Source organism: Actinoplanes sp. G11-F43, assembly GCF_050589265.1.
GTDB lineage: Bacteria > Actinomycetota > Actinomycetes > Mycobacteriales > Micromonosporaceae > Actinoplanes.
This window is the reverse complement of record NZ_JBNZCE010000051.1, coordinates 82,929-99,590: the sequence shown is the minus strand read 5'-3', so window position 1 is coordinate 99,590 and position 16,662 is coordinate 82,929. Positions and strand designations below refer to the sequence as shown.

16 protein-coding genes are annotated in these 16,662 nt (G+C 68.9%); 7 read left to right on the top strand and 9 right to left on the bottom strand.

The features are described from left to right. Positions 1–19: 19 nt before the first annotated feature. Both ACQ0O7_RS41065 and ACQ0O7_RS41060 read left to right on the top strand, forming a co-directional pair. A complete protein-coding gene (locus ACQ0O7_RS41065) occupies positions 20–1,549 on the top strand; it encodes a sensor histidine kinase (protein ID WP_430791158.1) in 1,530 nt (509 codons plus the stop codon). Beyond that, positions 1,546–2,214 carry a response regulator transcription factor gene (locus ACQ0O7_RS41060; protein ID WP_430791156.1) on the top strand — a complete coding sequence of 223 codons (669 nt, stop codon included), beginning with the start codon at positions 1,546–1,548 and terminating at the stop codon, positions 2,212–2,214. Before ACQ0O7_RS41065 ends, ACQ0O7_RS41060 begins: the two co-directional genes overlap by 4 nt. Here ACQ0O7_RS41060 and ACQ0O7_RS41055 read toward each other — a convergent pair. Continuing rightward, positions 2,191–2,640, bottom strand: coding sequence for a hypothetical protein (locus ACQ0O7_RS41055; protein ID WP_430791154.1), 450 nt, complete (start codon positions 2,638–2,640; stop codon positions 2,191–2,193). The two genes, ACQ0O7_RS41060 and ACQ0O7_RS41055, sit on opposite strands and share 24 nt — an antisense overlap. A 158-nt stretch (positions 2,641–2,798) precedes the next feature. On the opposite strand from ACQ0O7_RS41055, the gene ACQ0O7_RS41050 reads away from it, so the two are divergent. Next, the gene (locus ACQ0O7_RS41050; protein WP_430791152.1) at positions 2,799–3,188 is read left to right on the top strand and encodes a calcium-binding protein; all 390 of its coding nucleotides are present in this window, start codon (positions 2,799–2,801) and stop codon (positions 3,186–3,188) included. A 61-nt stretch (positions 3,189–3,249) separates the two neighbouring features. Here ACQ0O7_RS41050 and ACQ0O7_RS41045 read toward each other — a convergent pair whose 3' ends face one another. The 5 genes from ACQ0O7_RS41045 to ACQ0O7_RS41025 all read right to left on the bottom strand — a co-directional run bounded on the left by ACQ0O7_RS41045 (position 3,250) and on the right by ACQ0O7_RS41025 (position 8,389). Further along, positions 3,250–5,181: an FAD/NAD(P)-binding protein gene (locus tag ACQ0O7_RS41045; RefSeq protein ID WP_430791150.1), complete on the bottom strand. Its 1,932-nt coding sequence runs from the start codon at positions 5,179–5,181 to the stop codon at positions 3,250–3,252. Between the two features lie 137 nt (positions 5,182–5,318). Then, positions 5,319–6,098: an enoyl-CoA hydratase/isomerase family protein gene (locus tag ACQ0O7_RS41040; RefSeq protein ID WP_430791148.1), complete on the bottom strand. Its 780-nt coding sequence runs from the start codon at positions 6,096–6,098 to the stop codon at positions 5,319–5,321. Further along, positions 6,095–7,288: a beta-ketoacyl synthase N-terminal-like domain-containing protein gene (locus tag ACQ0O7_RS41035; protein ID WP_430791146.1), complete on the bottom strand. Its 1,194-nt coding sequence runs from the start codon at positions 7,286–7,288 to the stop codon at positions 6,095–6,097. Before ACQ0O7_RS41035 ends, ACQ0O7_RS41040 begins: the two co-directional genes overlap by 4 nt. Continuing rightward, the gene (locus ACQ0O7_RS41030) at positions 7,281–8,096 is read right to left on the bottom strand and encodes a hypothetical protein (protein WP_430791144.1); all 816 of its coding nucleotides are present in this window, start codon (positions 8,094–8,096) and stop codon (positions 7,281–7,283) included. The genes ACQ0O7_RS41035 and ACQ0O7_RS41030 overlap by 8 nt, the downstream gene beginning before the upstream one ends. Positions 8,097–8,134: 38 nt before the next feature. After that, on the bottom strand, positions 8,135–8,389 hold the full coding sequence (locus tag ACQ0O7_RS41025) for an acyl carrier protein (RefSeq protein ID WP_430791141.1): 255 nt from the start codon (positions 8,387–8,389) through the stop codon (positions 8,135–8,137). A 247-nt stretch (positions 8,390–8,636) separates the two neighbouring features. Here ACQ0O7_RS41025 and ACQ0O7_RS41020 point away from each other — a divergent pair, with 247 nt between their 5' ends. Then, the gene (locus ACQ0O7_RS41020; RefSeq protein WP_430791139.1) at positions 8,637–9,599 is read left to right on the top strand and encodes an alpha/beta hydrolase fold domain-containing protein; all 963 of its coding nucleotides are present in this window, start codon (positions 8,637–8,639) and stop codon (positions 9,597–9,599) included. A 73-nt stretch (positions 9,600–9,672) separates the two neighbouring features. Then, positions 9,673–10,935: an MFS transporter gene (locus tag ACQ0O7_RS41015; RefSeq protein WP_430791137.1), complete on the top strand. Its 1,263-nt coding sequence runs from the start codon at positions 9,673–9,675 to the stop codon at positions 10,933–10,935. Positions 10,936–11,102: 167 nt separating this feature from the next. On the opposite strand, the gene ACQ0O7_RS41010 is transcribed toward ACQ0O7_RS41015, so the two are convergent. Both ACQ0O7_RS41010 and argC read right to left on the bottom strand, forming a co-directional pair. Further along, positions 11,103–11,972, bottom strand: coding sequence for a [LysW]-aminoadipate kinase (locus tag ACQ0O7_RS41010; RefSeq protein WP_430791135.1), 870 nt, complete (start codon positions 11,970–11,972; stop codon positions 11,103–11,105). 21 nt (positions 11,973–11,993) lie between these two features. Then, positions 11,994–13,025, bottom strand: coding sequence for an N-acetyl-gamma-glutamyl-phosphate reductase (gene argC, locus ACQ0O7_RS41005; protein WP_430791133.1), 1,032 nt, complete (start codon positions 13,023–13,025; stop codon positions 11,994–11,996). Positions 13,026–13,423: 398 nt separating this feature from the next. Between argC and ACQ0O7_RS41000 the strand changes: the two genes are divergently transcribed. Next, positions 13,424–13,972: a DUF1062 domain-containing protein gene (locus tag ACQ0O7_RS41000; RefSeq protein WP_430791131.1), complete on the top strand. Its 549-nt coding sequence runs from the start codon at positions 13,424–13,426 to the stop codon at positions 13,970–13,972. Positions 13,973–14,013: 41 nt separating this feature from the next. Here the strand turns inward: ACQ0O7_RS41000 and ACQ0O7_RS40995 are convergent, their stop codons facing one another. After that, entirely contained in the window at positions 14,014–15,204 is a 1,191-nt protein-coding gene (locus ACQ0O7_RS40995) for an ATP-grasp domain-containing protein (protein ID WP_430791129.1), read from the bottom strand. A gap of 317 nt (positions 15,205–15,521) precedes the next feature. On the opposite strand from ACQ0O7_RS40995, the gene ACQ0O7_RS40990 reads away from it, so the two are divergent. Further along, a complete protein-coding gene (locus ACQ0O7_RS40990) occupies positions 15,522–16,646 on the top strand; it encodes a fatty acid desaturase (RefSeq protein ID WP_430791127.1) in 1,125 nt (374 codons plus the stop codon). The last annotated feature ends 16 nt before the right edge of the window (positions 16,647–16,662 follow it).

The window sequence follows — 16,662 nt, the reverse complement described above, 5'->3', positions numbered from 1 at the left end:
TCCCGGCAGGATCTCCGACATGACGATGTCCTTCGCCCGATGGCGTGAACGGGTCGCCGGGGCTGGCACGTGGCGTCTGGCGTACGAGATCTGCCTGGTGGTCCTGGTGACGGTCGCGGCGACGATGTCGTCGATCGCGTCGGACTGGTACCCGCTCGCCCCCTGGCTGGTCGGCCTGACCACCCCGCTCCTGATGGTGGCACGGCTGATCAGCCCGGTCGGGGCGTACACAGTCGCGGCTCTGATCGGTCTCGGCACCGGCGGGCAGGGCATGATCCTGCTGGCGGTGCTGAGTGCCTCCCTGGCCTACCGCGCCGACCGGATCCGCCACGTGGTGGCCGGACTGGCCGTCGGCTGGGCCAGCTTCGTGGTCTCCTTCTACTGGGACGAGCCGCTCACCCTGGACTGGGCCATCCTGGTGTCGGCCATGTTCATGGTCGTGGCCTGCGCGCCGGCCGGCGTGGCCCGGCTGGTGCGCAGGCGCCGCAAACTGCTGGCCGCCATGCACCGGCGCAACGTCCAACTGCACAGCCGGCAGGACGAGATCGCCCGGCAGGCCCGAGCCCGGGAACGCTCCCGGATCGCCCGCGACCTGCACGACTCGCTCGGCCACAAACTGACCCTGATCTCGCTGTACGCCGGCATGATGCGCGACGGCGAGGAGAAGGACCTGATGCGGCAGACCACGTCGGCCGCGATGACCGAACTGCGGCAGATCCTCGGCCTGCTCGGCACGGACGACGACGTGCGATCCACCGTCCGGCCCCTGACCGGCCTGGAGGAACTCGCCGACCAGGCCCGTGCCTCCGGCGCCCGGGTGGAACTGCTGCGCGAGGGCGAACCCCGGGAGCTGGCCGCACTGACCGAACACGCGGCGTACCGGGTGATCCAGGAAGGTCTCACCAACGCGCTGCGGCACGCGCACGGCGGATCGATCGTGCTGCTCCTGCGGTACGAGTCCGACGCGCTGATCGCCCGGGTCACCAACACACCCGGTCAGCGGACCGTCCGGGTCAGCTCCGGGCAGGGCCTGCTCGGGCTGACCGAACGCGTCCGGGTCGCCAACGGCATGCTCTACCACGGCCCCACCCCGGACGGCGGATTCCGGCTGGCGGCCACCCTGCCGTACCTCGGCGACGATCCGGCCCCGCCCACCGCCGAACCCGTCACCGTCCCGGCCGGGCCCGACTTCGCCACCTTCGTCGAACGGGACCGGCGACGCTCCCGGCTCGTGCAGGCCACCGTCGCGGTGTCCATCGCCGGATTCCTGGTGCTGTGCGGCGCCGGGCTGTGGCTGATGACCGCACTCGTGGTGGTCGACCAGCAGACGTACGACACGGTCCGGATCGGCCAGCCCGAGTCGGAGGTGCGCGACCTGTTGCCGGACGCCGAGACCGCCACCACCACCCGATCCGGCGGCGCCACCTGCCTCGACTACCCCGGATCGATCCGCGAACAGCTGCGCACCGAAACCGGTGAGAAGATCTACCGATTCTGTTTCCGGGACGGAGTACTGGTGGACAAGCAGGCATTCGAGGAGACACCGTGACCGAGGCGCTGCGCGTGGTGCTGGCCGACGACGACTCGCTGATCCGCACCGCGATCGACGCGATCCTGCGGCCGGCCGGCGACATCGAACTCGTCGCCCAGGCCGCCGACGGGCGGGCCGCCGTCGAACTGACCGTCCGGCACCGGCCCGACGTGGCCCTGCTGGACATCCAGATGCCGGTGATGGACGGCCTGGCCGCCCTGCGCGAGATCCGCCGGCTGGCGCCGGCCGTGCAGGTGGTCGTGCTGACCACGTTCGGGGAGGACGAATACGTCGCGCAGGCCCTCGCCGCCGGTGCCGCCGGATTCCTGCTCAAGGAGTCGGCCGCCGACGAGCTGGCGTTCGCGATCCGGGCCGCCGCGGCCGGCAACGCCTACCTCTCCCCGAAGATCACCCGCCAGGTGCTGGACCGGATGCCGGCGCCGGCCGCCCGCCCGGACCGGGACTCGGCCCGGCTGGAAGGGCTCAGCACCCGGGAACGCGAGGTGCTGATCCTGCTGGCCCAAGGGCTGTCCAACGGTGAGATCGCCCAGCAGCTGTTCGTCTCCGAAGGCACCGTCAAGACCCACGTCTACCGGGTCTTCACCAAGCTGGGCTGCGAGAACCGGGTGCAGGCGGCGATGCTCGCCCAGCGGGCCGGGTTACTGGACGAAAGTCCGCTGTAGCGAACGGTGAGCCGGTGGGAGGTGGGCCCGGAGCACCGCCGCCTGCTTGACGGTGACGAAGGAGGGATTGGCGGCCTGCGGCTGCCGCAACACCTCCAGATCGGTCAGACCCGGGTCGGCCCGCAACGAGTCCCGATGCACCCGTTGCTCCTCGTCCAGCCAGTGCAATCGCAGCGGGACACGCAGCTTGCCGTCCGACACGGCGGGCCGGCCGGTGAGCTCACCGAGCGCCCAGACACCCGGCGTCACCCGCCGCCGATCACCACTCACCCAGAAGATCACCGGCTGCCCGGCCGCCATCAGACGCGTGCGATAGCCGGGCCGCACACACCACCGGTCGGCCCGGCGCCACTCGGCCAGGCCGGACGTCATGCCATTGGCCTTGAGCAGCCAGGCTCCAAGATCCTCGATGGTCACCGCAGGCATCAGTCCACGGTACGCCGGCCGACGGCGTGCATACGTCGTGACACGAAAACGGGAGATGCCGGGGGTCACAGTCCTCATAGGATCTGAATATCAGCAGCCAGGGACGGGGTTAACTCGGTGACAAGAACGACTTCGTCGATATCGCCTCCGCGATTCCGTTGACCGCCGACGGCGGCACCGGCGACGACACCGTCTTCGGCAGCACCGGCAACGACAACCTCACCGGCGGCGCCGGCGACGACGACGTACAGGGTGGGAAAGGCAACGACACCCTTCGCGGCGGCGCGGGCAACGACCACGTCGAGGGCGGACCGGGCAAGGACAAGATCTACGGCGACTCCGGTAACGACGACCTGATCGGCGGCGACCTGGACGGCGAACTGCCCGACAGCGGCGACACCATCCACGGCGGGGCCGGCAACGACTTCCTGCTCGGCGGCTACGGCAACGACACCCTGTACGGCGGCTACGGTGACGACAACCTCGCCGGCGGGGCCGGCAAGGACAAGCTGGTCGGCGGCCCCGGCAACGACACCGCCACCCAGTGACCGGCGGTCACCCGATCGCGCACGCCGGTCCAGTCGAGGAGGAGCCGCGGGCGGCCGCCCGCTACGCCGGCTCCTGACCCGGTCGGTCGCGCCGGCACAGTTCCGCCAGTGCGGCACGAGCGATCACGTCGTTCTGCCGGAAGAAGCCGTCATTGCTCCGGGGGGACGGGAACCGGCCGGAGGTCAGCATGCTTCCGGAGAACAGGATTCCCGCCCCGAAGCGACTCCGGTGGGGCGCCCCGGAGACATCCTTCAACCGGTGCGAGGAGTCGGTGTCGACGAGACGCGCGGTGTCGATGAGCCCGATCGGATACCGCGCGCCGTCGTCGGGGGCCGATCGGATCTCCTCCCGGATCTCGTCGCGTTCGATGAGCGTGCGCAGCAACGGGTCGCTCACGCCGAGGATCGTCCGCTCGGGAAGCCGGGCCTCGATGAGAGACCGAGCCGTGACAGACGTGTGCACGTTGCACGACCGGGCCTGGAAGACCCCCTCGTGGGCGGTCACCGTCATCTCCGAACCGAGGAATCTGACGACACCGGCACGGGCCAGGGCAAGCAGTTCCTCCAGCCGCGGTCCGGGTGGTCCGCTGGTGAGGAACCGGCAGAGATCAAGGAACGCGGGCAGATCGTGCTCCCACGCGGCGGGCGCGAGCCGCCTGTCATTGACGAGTTCGATCAGCCTGACGAAAGCCGAGCTCAAGCCGTGCAGCATCGCCAGACTCGCGCTGTGCCGGGGATCGCGCCCGCGCCGGACCCCGGCGTCGACGTAGCTGATCATCCACTCCTGAAGGGCGTCCAGGTCGGCGAAGCGGCGGCCGGCGAGTGGATGCGCGGTCTCCTCCATGTCGATGCGATCCTCGTCGAACCGCAGTGCCAGATCGACGAGTTCTTTGATCGCCGGCCCGTCCCAGTCGAGGGCGTCGAGACGGCGGATGAACTCCCGTGCGTCGATCGTCAACGCCTCCGGATGTGATGCGGCGAGTTCCCGATAGCCGGCATGGATGACTTCGCGGGTGATCAACGGCCAGATGTCCATGGCGAAGTCCAGGGGACGGTCGCCGAGAGCGGCCACCGCCGCGGCATCGAGGTGGCCGGACGGTTCCGGAGGAGATCCGGCCAGGTCGTAGTGCATCTTCGACCAGTACGGCACACCGCGCCGCGAGCCCACGAAGATGACCGGTTCGTCACCGGACGGCTGGTACCGAAGTTCTCCGGCATCGGCACGGTGGAATGTGCCACCTCGTCCGGAGGTCAGCAGCACGACGGTGTCGATGAAACAGAGCCCGAGCCCACGGACGATCACCCGTTCCCCGGCGGGTATCCGGTCGAGGTGATAGTCGGCGGCCGATCCCGACGGCAGGTAACACAGGCTGTGGGTGACCGCGTACTCGGCCAGACGTGCCTCTTCCGCAGTCGCCGTGACGTCGACGTTGCCCTGCGCGAAGAGCACCACGTCGGCGTCCACCGGGGGCAGGCCGTCCGCCAGGACGACGCGTTGCCGGCCGAGCGGAAGGTCGTGCACGTCGACGGCTCGACCCGTGTGTGAATGAACCTGGATACGAGGCCTGCCGTTCGCCACCGACTGCCAGAAGACCCACGACAGGTAATCGCTCTGCGTCTGCCGGGTGGTGAACCAGCCGTCCCGCATCCGCCCCGCCTCGGCCGGTGTCGAGGGGGCGAGCCGGAATCCCGGCGGCGACGGCAGCCGGCCCGCCGCAAGTTCCCGCGCCCACTCCCCGAGGGTGGGACCGGAGACGACGGGCCCCTCGCATTCGACGGTCTCGTCGGTGAACATCGTGCAGTCGTCGGATGTGGTGTTCATCCAGAGCAGCGGTGACTGGTCGGACCGCCAGACCCGCCCGCCACCCGGCGGATGGGGATCGATGACGTGGACGGTGATCGTACGGTCCGGTGCGTACTCGGCCGCATTGGCGACAAGACGTTCGAGAAGTGAGGTGCCACGAGGGCCGGCGCCGACGATAGCCACGGTCATCGTCCTGGTCATTGCTGTTCCCACTCCTCGCCCGGGGCCGGAGCCATGTCACGAGCCCGATTTCATGAATAGAGGTGACTGGTTCGATCGACTCGTCGCACTGAGAGCCTCTCGGCGGGGTGCCGGGTGGCGGCGAGTCAACGACCGAGATAGGTGGTGGTGTGGTCCGGGCCGTCCGACAGGAAGGCCGCGACGGCGGCGCGATGATCCTCGGTGCGCACCAGCGCGGCGGCGACGGGAGGCACGAGCGCGTCGGCGGCCGCGACCCCACCGTCGACGAAAGCTCGAACCACACGCTTGGTGGCCGCATGGGCTCGGGGAGGTCCGGCGGCCAGCCGCATCGCATAGCCGTGCACAGCCTCCGCGAACCCCGCCGGCGGGAACAGCGCGTTGACGACTCCCCACTCGGCGAGCGTCGCGGCCCGGTACAGGTCACCAGTCAGCACCAGCTCGCGGGCCCGGCCGGGACCCGCCCGCCCGGCCAGACGCTGGGTGCCGCCCATCGACGGAGTGAATGCGACCTTGCGTTCGACCAGCCCGAACCGTGCCGCCGGGGTCGCGACGATCAGGTCACAGGCGAGTGCGAGTTCGAACGCGGCGGTCAGCGTCAGTGAATGCGCGGCGAACACCGTCGGGCAGGGCAGCGCCTCCAGGTCCTGGGCGATGCGTAGCCGGCGAGCCCAGAACGCCTCCGCCGCGGCCGGGTCGGTGTCGGCGAACACCCGTACGTCGACACCCGCGCTCACCACCCGGCCCTCCGCCCGGACCAGCACGGCCCGGGGCGGATCGGCCGACAGCCGCGTGACCGCCGCCTCCCACGCGTCCCACATCGCCAGGTCGAACAGGTTCAGTGGCGGGCTGTCCAGGATGAGGATCGCCAGTGGACCGTCATGAGTCAGCCGCAGCGGCGGGTTCACTCCACGTTCCGGAAGATGCTGATGGCGTTGTTGCCACCGAAGCCGAACGCGTTGTTCTGCACGTACCGCAGCCGTGGCAATGCCAGGGGCGCTCCGGTGACCAGGTTCACGCCGCCTTCGACCTCGCCGGCGTCCACGGCGGTCGGCGGCACCAGCCCATGCCGCAGGGTCAGGCAGGCCGCCACCGCGTTCGCCGCGCCGGCCGCACCCATCAGATGCCCGACCGTGCCCTTGATCGCCGTCACTGCCGCTCGCGGGTAGATCTCGGTGAAGATGCCGCCCTCGACGGCGTCGTTGGCCCGGCTGCCGGTGCCGTGTGCGTAGATCACGTCGATGTCGTCAGCGGTGATGCCGGCTTCGGCCAGGGCGCGGCGGTGGCAGGCCTCGACACCGTCCCGGGCGGGCGCCGTGGGATGGTTCGCGTCGTTGTTCACGGCCGTCGCGAGCACTTCGGCGTACCGGCGCTGGCCGGGCCGCAGTGAGCTCTCCGTCTGCAGCACGAGGATGCCGGCGCCTTCGGACGGTGTGACGTAGCGCCGGTCCGCCGAGAACGGCCGGCACCGGGAGGCGCCGATCGCCTGCAGCGAGCTGAACCCGATGATGTTCTTCTCCGAGTACGGGTCACAGCCGCCGACCACCGCGATGTCGGCTACTCCGCTGCGTAGCATCTCCGTCGCACAGGACACCGCGACGTTCGCCGAGGCGCAGGTGCTCTGGGTGGTGAACGCGGGCCCGCCGGCACCGATGGCGTCCGCGACACCCTCCGAGATGGAGTGACTGGAGAAACCGCCGGTCTCGGTGATGCCCCGGCGGTCGCCGACGACGTCCTCCAGCGCGTCGGCCTGACCGTCGCTGCTGCCGATGCAGACGAGGGCGTCACGGATCCGGTCGTCGCCGGGCTCCAGCCCCGCGTCCCGGAGGGCTTCGGAGGCGGCGTACTCGGCGAACACGGACGCGGCCCGCGGCCGCATCCGTGTCTGCTCGCCGGCCTGCTCGACCGCCAGGTCCCAGGAGTCCTTGGGCACCCGGCCGCCGAGCGCGCCCGCGTTCATCCCCGGGTACAGAGGGGTGAGTTCGGTGAACCGGCTCCGGGCCGTACAGAGATCGTCCCAGAAGGCTGCGGTGCCGGCGCCGGCCGGGGAGATGATCCCCAGACCGGTGACGAAGATACGTCCTGAGCTACTACTCACCGGAACCTCCGATAGGTGCGGTGCCGGCGAGCTGCCGGGTGACGGTCAAGCTCCCCCGGCGCGCGAACGAACCGCGGCAGGTGAGGACCGCTTGCTCGCCGACGTCGAGTGACTGGACCACGTCGAGGAACTCGGCGGTGACGAACGCGCCGTTGCGATCACTGGACCGGTGTGGGCCGATGTGGCCACCGGGCATCCCGGTCGTGTCCCGGTCAGCGGTGAAGTCGAACTCCGCCCGGAACTCCCCGCCCCGGACGAACGTCGCATGCGTGAGCCCGGACCGGCAGTGCAGGCCGTGGGACTCGCGCCCGGCGTCCAGCAGGGCCTCCGGGGAGTAGACGTCGCCGACGAGCACTCTGCTCACCGAGGAGCGGCCGGCGGCCAGCGCGAACAATGCCTGCCACATCGCGACCACCGGGGTCAGAAGTCCCGCGCTGAGGGTCAGGTTGCGGCCGGTGGCGCCGATGCCGATGTTCACGAAGGCGGAGGCGGAGCTCGACGTGGCGTTCGGGAAGTGCTTGGCGGACAGCCGTCGGCCGTCGGCCTGCGCGCCCCGCTGGAGCCGGGCCAGTGCTGCGGTGTTGCCGTATTCGGTGCCGATCACCACGGTGTCGTCGGTGCGGGTCTGTGGCGCATCGTCGTGGTTCCGGGCCAGATACAGGCACAGCCGGGTGAAGGAGTCGCGGAACTGGTCACCGATGGTGCCGATGACCGCGGGCAGATCCGGGGGGAGTTCGGCCAGTTCTCCCGGCGCTTCCCCGGACTGCTGTCCGCACAGCGCGACCTGACGAAGACTAAATTCGAACACGCGGCACTCCGTAGTTTCAGGAATACGGTCCCGGACGTTTATGCGACCGGATTCGCGGCCAGCTCGCGAACATGACGTTGAAGGTCGGCGACCGTGGCGAAATTGCTGACGGACTCCTCGCCGATCTTGATGTCGAGCTCCGTTTCCACGTGCATCACCAGGTCGATCATCCCGAGGGAATCGATGCCCAGGTTCGACCGCAGGTTCTGCTCTCCGGTCACCTCGACATCGTCCGGAAGTTCAGCCACCTCCTTGAGGATACTAACGATTTTCTCGTCGAGAACGTCAGACATCACTTCTCCTTGTGGTTGCCGAACGGTCAATGGATGTGGAGTCGATTCTGGCACGGCCGTAACCGCCGCACAGTAAACGGCAGGCTTACTTGTCGGCGGGGATGGTCAGCGCAATGTTTCGGCCCGAGCAGGCGCGGTACGGACGCATATGACGACCGTCCCGTATAACGTCCGTTCAGGCGCGGCGCACGGTTCGCGCCCTCTTTTCGAATAACCCCGTCGATGGCGAGAAGTGCGAGGATTTCCTATGCCGCTCGATCCCACTTACGCGATGATCAGGCGTTATCGCGAGGCGACCGGATTCACGCCGCTCTACCAGATGTCGGTGGCTGACGCCCGTCGTGCGGATGCGGAGACCGAAGCGGTCAACTGGGATTGGCACGAGCACCCGGACGAGGTCTTCGACGTCGACTTCGCCGGTGTGGCCGGCCGGCAGACGGTCCGGGTCTACCGCCCGCGCAGCGACGAACCGCTTCCGATGGTGCTGTACTTCAACGGTGGCGGCTTCGTCGTCGGCTCGCTGAGCACGTCGGACTCGATCTGCCGGGCGCTGAGCACCATGGTTCCCTGCGTCGTGGTGTCGGTGGGTTACCGGCTCGCGCCCGAGGACCCGTTCCCGGCCGCCGTCGAGGACTGCTACGCCGCTGTGCGGTGGGCCGTCGAACACGCCGCCGAATTCGGTGCCGACAGCAGGCGCGTAGCCGTCGCGGGGGACAGCGCCGGCGGCAATCTGGCCGCGGCGATGGCCTTGATGGCACGCGACAGGAACGGGCCCGAGCTGACCACGCAGGTGCTCGTCTACCCGCCGCTGCACAGCAACATGGTGTCGCAGTCGATGCTTGAGAACAAAGACCCGATGTTCTTCAACGCCCATTCCAGTGCGTGGTTCTGGAACCATTACCTAGCGGATCCGGCCGATGGTGAATCCCCCTACGCCTCGCCACTGAAAGCCGCTGACCACGGTGGCCTTCCCGAGGCGCTGATCATGACCGGTGAACTGTGCCCGGTGCGAGATGAGGGCAAGGCGTACGCGAATGCGATGGCTGCTGCCGGAGTGCCCGTGGAATACCACCAGTACGCCGGCCTGCCGCACGGTTTCCTGGCGGTCGCGGCGAAGTTGCAGACCGCTCGGGAAGCGCTCGGACTGATTGCCGGATTCCTGCGGGAACGGCTCGCGGCCGACGCGGTCCTCTGCGCCCCCCAAGGCTGATTGTTCAGTTAAATCCCGACTCTGCGCGGATCCCGTGTCACAGCGACGGCATCCGCAGGAATGGCGAGAGACGATGTCGCAGTCCACCGCACCGAAAACACCAGTCCCCGACGACACCGTGGCGCCGGCCACGAACTCGCTCGTCGCCGTCCTCCGCGACCGGACCATGCGCGCCCCACTGCTGTGGAGCGTGATCGGCCGGTTCCCGATCTACATGGTCGGCCTCGCTCTGGTGATCTCCACCGCCTCCCGGGGGTCGGGCTACATCTCGGCCGGTCTGCTGCTGGCCGGGTACACCCTGGGCGTCGCCCTGGTGGCCCCGTTCGTCGCCCGGCGCGTCGACCGGTACGGACAGCCACCGGTGCTATTGATCACGGGGGTGGTCTATCCCGTGGCCCTGGTCGGTTTCGTCTATGCCGATCAGGCGTCGCTGCCCGTCCAGTTGGTGCTCGTCGTCGTCGCCGGTGCCATGAACCCTCCGCTCAGTGGATGCATCCGTTCGCTCTGGAGCACCGCGGGCGGTCACCTGGAACAGGCCGGCCTGTCCATCGAGGCGGTGCTGAGCGAGGTCTTCACGATCGGTGGTCCGCTGCTTCTCAGCGTGGTGCTGTTCTGGGGTGACGAGGGCACCGCGCTCATCGTCGGTGGCCTGCTCGCCGGGGTGGGAGCGATAGGGTTCGCGACCTCTCGGGCCTCGCGGGAGACCCAGGTGGCGCATGCCGGACAGGACTCCGTCGAAGAGCGCGACCGCCTGGGCGCGCTGCGATCGCCGATCCTGGCCCGGATGCTGATCGTGCTCTTCGGCTGCGGCCTCGCGACCGGGATCTACAACGTGGCGGTGCCCGCCTTCGCCGAGGCCCACGGGTCCGCCCAGGACATCGGCCTGATCTTCGGCATCTGGGGGGTCGGCGGCATCATCGGCGGGGTCTGGTACAGCACCCACACCCTCCGCCGGCCGCCGGTCATCGCCTTCGCCACCGGCTCGCTGATCATGGCGGCCTGCGCCGCTCTGGTCATGCTGGCCTGGGACAACTGGTCGATCGGGGCGGCTCTCGTCCTGCTCGGAGCGGTGACCGCGCCGGTGACGGCGATCTCCTACCAGCTCGTGTCGCGGGCCGCCCGGGCCGGTTACATCACCGAGGCCTTCACCTGGGCCATGACCGTCATCCTGGGCGGATCGGCGATCGGCTCCCAGCTCGGTGGTCTCATCATCGAGGCGACCGGCACCCGGGTGGCCTTCCTCGCGGTGGTCGTGGTCATGCTGTCGGTTGCGGCGGGGGTATATGCCATCCGGCACCGGTTCACCGCGGCACCCGCCACCGAGCCGGCCGTCTAGGACGTCAGGATCCCGGGCCGCCGGCCCGCACATGCCGAGGGCCGTCCCGTCATCATGACGGGACGGCCCTCGGCATGTGCGATGACGAGCGGGTACCGGTGGCGCACGAATGGACCACAGCCCGGTGGCGGACATCCGCCACCGGGCTGTGGTGTTCCCCGGTCCGCTCAGACGACGGCCGGTTCGGCGTGGAAACCGTGCTCCGGCGCCGAGCCCGCGAGCCCGACCACGGTGCCGGCTCCGGCGAGAGCGCGACGGACGGGTTCGTCGGAGCGTCCGTCCGCGATGCGTACCGTGGCGACGCCACCGGCGAGCGCCTCGCGGGCGGCGACCAGCTTGAGGGCCATGCCGCCGCCGGCGGACGGGGCCGGCGCCCCGTCCGGGGTGACCCGCAGACGGGTTTGCACACTGTCGGGGTCGTCGGGGTCGGCGAGAACCCCGGGCGCGCCGGTGAGCAGGAGCAACTGATCGGCGCCCAGAGCGACGGCCAGTGCCGCCGCGGCACGGTCGGCGTCGACGTTGACCGGCAGGCCCCGTTCGTCGATCGCCGGTGGCGAGATGACCGGCACGTGGCCGCTGCGCAGCAGGGCTTCCGGCAGGGTGGTGTCGACCGTGGTGATCCGGCCGCTGTGGTTGTCGCGGACCACCACGGTACGCCCGTCGACCACGGTGCGGACGGCCGATTTCCGGTGGGCGCGCAGCATGCCGCCGTCCATGCCGGTGAGGCCGGCCGCGCGTACCCCATGGCGGGACAGTTCGGCCACGAGGCGGGGCTTGACCGCGCCGGCCAGGGCCAGCACGACCACTTCGAGGGTGGCCGGGTCGGTGTATCGGGTGGAGACGTTGTCCGGCGCGACGAGGGTACGCTGCGGGACCCCGAGCCGTCCGGCGAGCCGGGCGATCTCGCCGGAGCCGCCGTGCACCAGGACGATCCGCCGGCCCTGCCGGATCAACGGGGCGATGTCGGCGCAGATGTTCGCGGCGTTCACGGCGGGATTCCCGCCGCACTTGACGACGATCAGCGGTGTGGTGGTCATGGTCTCTCCGGTCGCCGTTGGTCAGAGGGGGTGCAGGCCGGGGAAGGTGAGGCCCAGGTTCTCGGCCAGGCCCATGCGGATGTTGAAGCACTGCAGGGCGTTGCCCGCACCACCCTTGACGAGGTTGTCCAGGGCTCCGATGGTGGTCAGGCGGCCGGTCTCCTCGTCCACGGCGTACCCGACGTCGCAGTAGTTCGTACCCAGCAGGATCTTCGGCTCGGGGTAACGGAAGATGCCGCGCTGATGCGCGACGACGCGCACGAACGGCTCTCCGGCATAACTGTCCCGGAAGGCACGGCGTACCGCCTGCTTGTCCGCCCCCGGGCGCAGGGTGGCATGGCAGATGGTCTGCACCCCGCGCACCGCCTCCACCCCGGTGGCCGTCATCGCGGCCGCCAGGCCCAGGTGCCGGGTGATCTCCGCCTCGTGCCGATGGCGGGTGGGCGCGAACACGCGCATCGCCCCGCTGCGTTCGGCGTGCAGGTTCGCCGGCCCGGCGGTGGCGCCGGAACCGCTCGATCCGGTACGGGCGTCGAACTGAGCCCCCTGTCCCGGGTCGATCAGATCGTGCGCGACCAGAGGATGGAGCGCGAGCACACCGGCCGTGGCCATGCAGCCGGGCACGCTGATCAGGTCGGCGGTCCGCAGACGGTCGCGGTACAGCTCGGGCAGGCCGGGCACGAAATCGGCCAGCAGGTGCGGCGCGAGATGCGGCTCGCCGTAGTACCGCTGGAAGACGTCGGTGTCGTCGAGCCGGAAATCCCCGGTCAGGTCGACGACCACCCGAGCCCGCTCGGCCCATTGATCGATCTGGGTCATCGCAACCCGGTGCGGCAGGGCCAGGAACACCGCGTCGCACTCCGGAACCGCCTCGGCGGCGCAGAACGACAGGTCGGTGACCGATCGTAGATTCGGGTGCACACCGTCGACCCGCTTGCCGGTGAACCGGGACGAGACCGCGGCAGCCACCTCGATCTCGGGATGCCCCAGCAACAGGCGCAGCAACTCCCCACCGATGTAGCCGGCGGCACCGACCACCGTCACCCGCAGCACGGGAGCACCTCCCTCACCGACACACCGTGATGTGGCATGACACCGCCCTTCCGTTCAAGAAGACGACCCGTACCAGGAGAAGGTACGAGCCGGAGACCGTCGAGCGCGTCCACGGCAAACGCATCCCGCGGGGCATATCGGGGTGAGCCACGGTCCCCGCCCCTACGCATCCCGCTTACCGGCGGGAGACAGGACGCGGGTAATTGAAACGCGTAGCGGACCGTCATCGGCGTCAACGCGACGTGTCGATCGGGGTGAACGTCGCGCGGACGCGCCGGGCCGGGGCGCATTCGTAGCGTGGTGCCTGATTCGTCAGCCTCTGATCCTGCCGCGGCACCGTGCGGATACGTCGCGCATGCCGGCGCTGCGGGCTCTCTCCCGGAAATAGGTGAATCCCTGTGCTCGTGAACTGGGTGATCGAACCGGTCGATCTGCCGCTCATCCGCCGCCGGTGCAACGTCTGCCCGTCGGACAGTTTCCGGCCGAACGGAAAGTTCCGGATCAATGCGAATCACAAGCTGCTGGACGTCTGGCTGCTCGCCCTCTGCACCGGCTGTGGAAAGACCACGAAGCTGACCATCATGGAACGGACCAACGTGCGGGACATACCGTCCACATTTCTGGACCGGTTGCATCAGAACGACCTCTCGCTGGCCGCCGAACTGTTGCAGGACCCAGGTGTCCGGCGCCGTAACCGGATCGCCCTGGACTGGGGGAATGCGTGGCGTCTCGACACCGGCGGCGCGATTCCTCCGGGCGATGAGGTGACCGATGTGGAGGTGCGCTTCCCGACACCGTTCCCGGTCCGCGCGATGCGGGTGATCGCGGAGGGCTGCGGCATCTCCCGCTCCGAGACGGAGAAGCTCGTCTCGGACGGCAGGATCGTTTCGGCGACCTCGCTCGACGGCAAGGTCTCCCGGGACTTCGTCTTCACGCTCAAACATTGAGCCGATCCGTGAACGCCGGCGCGGNNNNCCGCGCCGGCGTTCTACGGTGTCACCCGGTAGTCCAGGGTGGCCACCACCTTCTCCGCCTGGGCACGCAGCTCGGGCAGTGAGTCGGCCACCGCCGCGAAGGAGAGGAAGAAGTTCTCCTTGTCGAAGCTGGTGGCCCGGAGGCCGTTGATCAGCCGCACGCTGATCACACCGGGCAGAGCTGACAGTTCCTCCGCGGAGGTGCTGACCTCGACCGTGCCGAGCTGGTCGGCCTCCACGTCCATCCAGCCGATGATCGGTCGTTCACGCATCGGCTCCGGGGGCTCCGCCGGGAACCGGCCGAGCGCCATGGAGATGACGGCGGCGAACGGGTCGATTCCACTGACCAGCCGGATCGCCTCGGGAATCTGACCGCCACCCGGCCGTGGATTGATCTCGATGAGTTCGGTCCGGCCGTCCGCCGTGCTGCGACCCTCGAAGTGCAGCCAGATCTGGTCGAGGTGGAGATCGGTGCACAGCGTGCTGATCCTCTCGCAGAGTGCGTGCACCCCGGCGCGGACATGCTCCTGCTGCGGCGGGTGGTACTCGAGTCCCGCGTCGTGGTGCCGGGCGTCGTCGTGCTCCGGCTTCTCGACCGCGAGAACCGGGTGGAAACGACCGTCGATCACCGGGCCGTCCACCGAGAACTCGGTGCCGGGCACGTACTCCTCGATGAGCAGTTCGATATCGGCGGCCCCCCGCCCGGCCAGGTACTCCTGGTAGGCCAGCAGTGCTGCCGGGTCGTCGGCACGGCTGACCAGATACGAGGCCCCGGACACCCGCGCCGGCTTCACGATGACCGGGAAGAAGTCCACCGTCATCGGGTCGGCGCCGTACCTGACGTCGGACAGGCCGAGCGTCCGCATGTGGTCCCGGACCAGGGTCTTGCTCGCCAGCGTGCGCCGGCCGGCGTCACCGCCGGGCAGGCCGTAGTGCTCGGCGATGGTGACGTGCCAGGAGATCAGCTTCTCCACCATGTTGACGACCGCGATCGGTTCGATGCCGCGCTCGTCGAGCCGGCCGACGAGGGTCGCGAGATCCGCGCCGTCCCAGTCGAACACGACGTGCTCGTCACAGAGAGCGGCGTTGCGGTCCTCCGGTGATTCCGAGACCAGCACCGGCCGCAGACCGCGGGCCCGTAGTTCGTGGACCGCGGAAGCCACGTTTCCGATGGATATCCAGGAGAGGATCAGCACGGATTTCATTTCGCGTCTCCGGGGTCTGCTGCGGATGGATTGGTGCCGGGCATCGAGCCTCACACGCGCGTGGCCGGGATCAAATAAGCGAGATGTTGAATGCGGAACCGCCCGCTAAACGTGATGCGTTGCCGAGGATGAACCTCGCGCGGACGCCCCTGGCATCGGTCCGCACGTAATGTCCGGTCGACGGGGGCGTCCACGCCGAGCCGGAATTTCACGAATCGGCGCAGGGATTCGATCGGCTCGGTGGAGAGCCGCGTCCAAGCCTTCCTCCGCCATCCGAAATCCCAGTACAAGGCGTGATCCAACCGAAGGGCGGGTACGTGTCCGCAATCGAGCAACTGAACTTCGACCGGCTGGCACCCGGGGTGCGAAAACAACTACGGGAGCTGTGCCGTCTCGACAATTACCACGGCCCGATGGCGTTACTCTTCGAGTACGCTCTCATTGCCGGCTCGGTGGCACTGTGCGTGGGGGTGTCGTACTGGTTCTATCCGGTGGCTCTTGTCGTCATCGGTTCGGTGCAGCGCTTTCTCGCCCATTTCCTGCACGAGTCGTCGCACAAGGTATTCGCCCGGAACAAGACGCTGAACCTGCTCGGTGGTTCGGTCTTCTCCGGATATCTGATCTGGCACCTGTACGGTCCGTACCGCAGCTCGCACGTCGGTGCCCACCACCGCAATCTGGGTGACGAGGAGACGGACCCGGACTACAAGTTCCACATCGAATGCGGGCTCTACGACGTAGAGCGCTCCGACCGGAACTTCTTCTTCAAGGAGCTGGTGCTGTCCGCGCTGGGTTTGCGCACTGTGGACTATCTGCGCTACGTGATCACCGAACGGGTCTTCTACGACGGCTCCAAGATCACGGTGTCGGTCCCGGTGCCGCTGTGGGTGGAACGGACCGTCCTGCTCACCCAGTGGGCGGCAGTCATCACCGTGTGCGCCTGGTTCGGCTGGTTGCCGCAGTTGCTGCTCTTCTGGTTCGTCCCGCTGTTCACCACGAACGTGGCCATCGGCTGGCTCGCCGAGTTGTCCGAGCACTACCCGATGCCGGAGAGTGAGCACCAGCAGGTGCTGCTCACCCGAAACCGGCACGGCCGGTTCCTGGAGCAGTTCCTGCTCAGCCGGCACAACGACCGGTACCACCTGGTCCATCACCTGAACACCGGTATCCCGCACTGGAACCTGGGCCGGGCACATCGGGTTCTGCTCCAGGACCCCACCTATGCCGCCTGGGACAACCTGTGGGCCGGTGCGTTCACCCGTCCCCGCTCTCGCAAGGACCGGGAGACCGTCATCAGCTACGCCGCCAAATACCGCCAGTGGCGCCAGGCCGGAGGTGACCCGGCGCTGGCGGGCCCGACATTCGCCCAGCTCATGATGCTGGCGGCGGACACGTCGTCGCTCTCCGCCACGGAGGTCCGGGAGACCCCGGCCGCAGTGTGACGGTCCGTCCCGCCGG

Bases quoted from the DNA above. Each gene is read 5' to 3' on its own strand.
- ACQ0O7_RS41045 (WP_430791150.1), bottom strand. From the start codon at position 5,181: ATGACCGTGGCTATCGTCGGCGCCGGCCCTCGTGGCACCTCACTTCTC.
- ACQ0O7_RS41010 (WP_430791135.1), bottom strand. From the start codon at position 11,972: ATGACCACCACACCGCTGATCGTCGTCAAGTGCGGCGGGAATCCCGCC.
- ACQ0O7_RS41020 (WP_430791139.1), top strand. From the start codon at position 8,637: ATGCCGCTCGATCCCACTTACGCGATGATCAGGCGTTATCGCGAGGCG.
- ACQ0O7_RS41055 (WP_430791154.1), bottom strand. From the start codon at position 2,640: ATGCCTGCGGTGACCATCGAGGATCTTGGAGCCTGGCTGCTCAAGGCC.
- ACQ0O7_RS41065 (WP_430791158.1), top strand. From the start codon at position 20: ATGACGATGTCCTTCGCCCGATGGCGTGAACGGGTCGCCGGGGCTGGC.
- ACQ0O7_RS40995 (WP_430791129.1), bottom strand. From the start codon at position 15,204: ATGAAATCCGTGCTGATCCTCTCCTGGATATCCATCGGAAACGTGGCT.
- ACQ0O7_RS41015 (WP_430791137.1), top strand. From the start codon at position 9,673: ATGTCGCAGTCCACCGCACCGAAAACACCAGTCCCCGACGACACCGTG.
- ACQ0O7_RS41025 (WP_430791141.1), bottom strand. From the start codon at position 8,389: ATGTCTGACGTTCTCGACGAGAAAATCGTTAGTATCCTCAAGGAGGTG.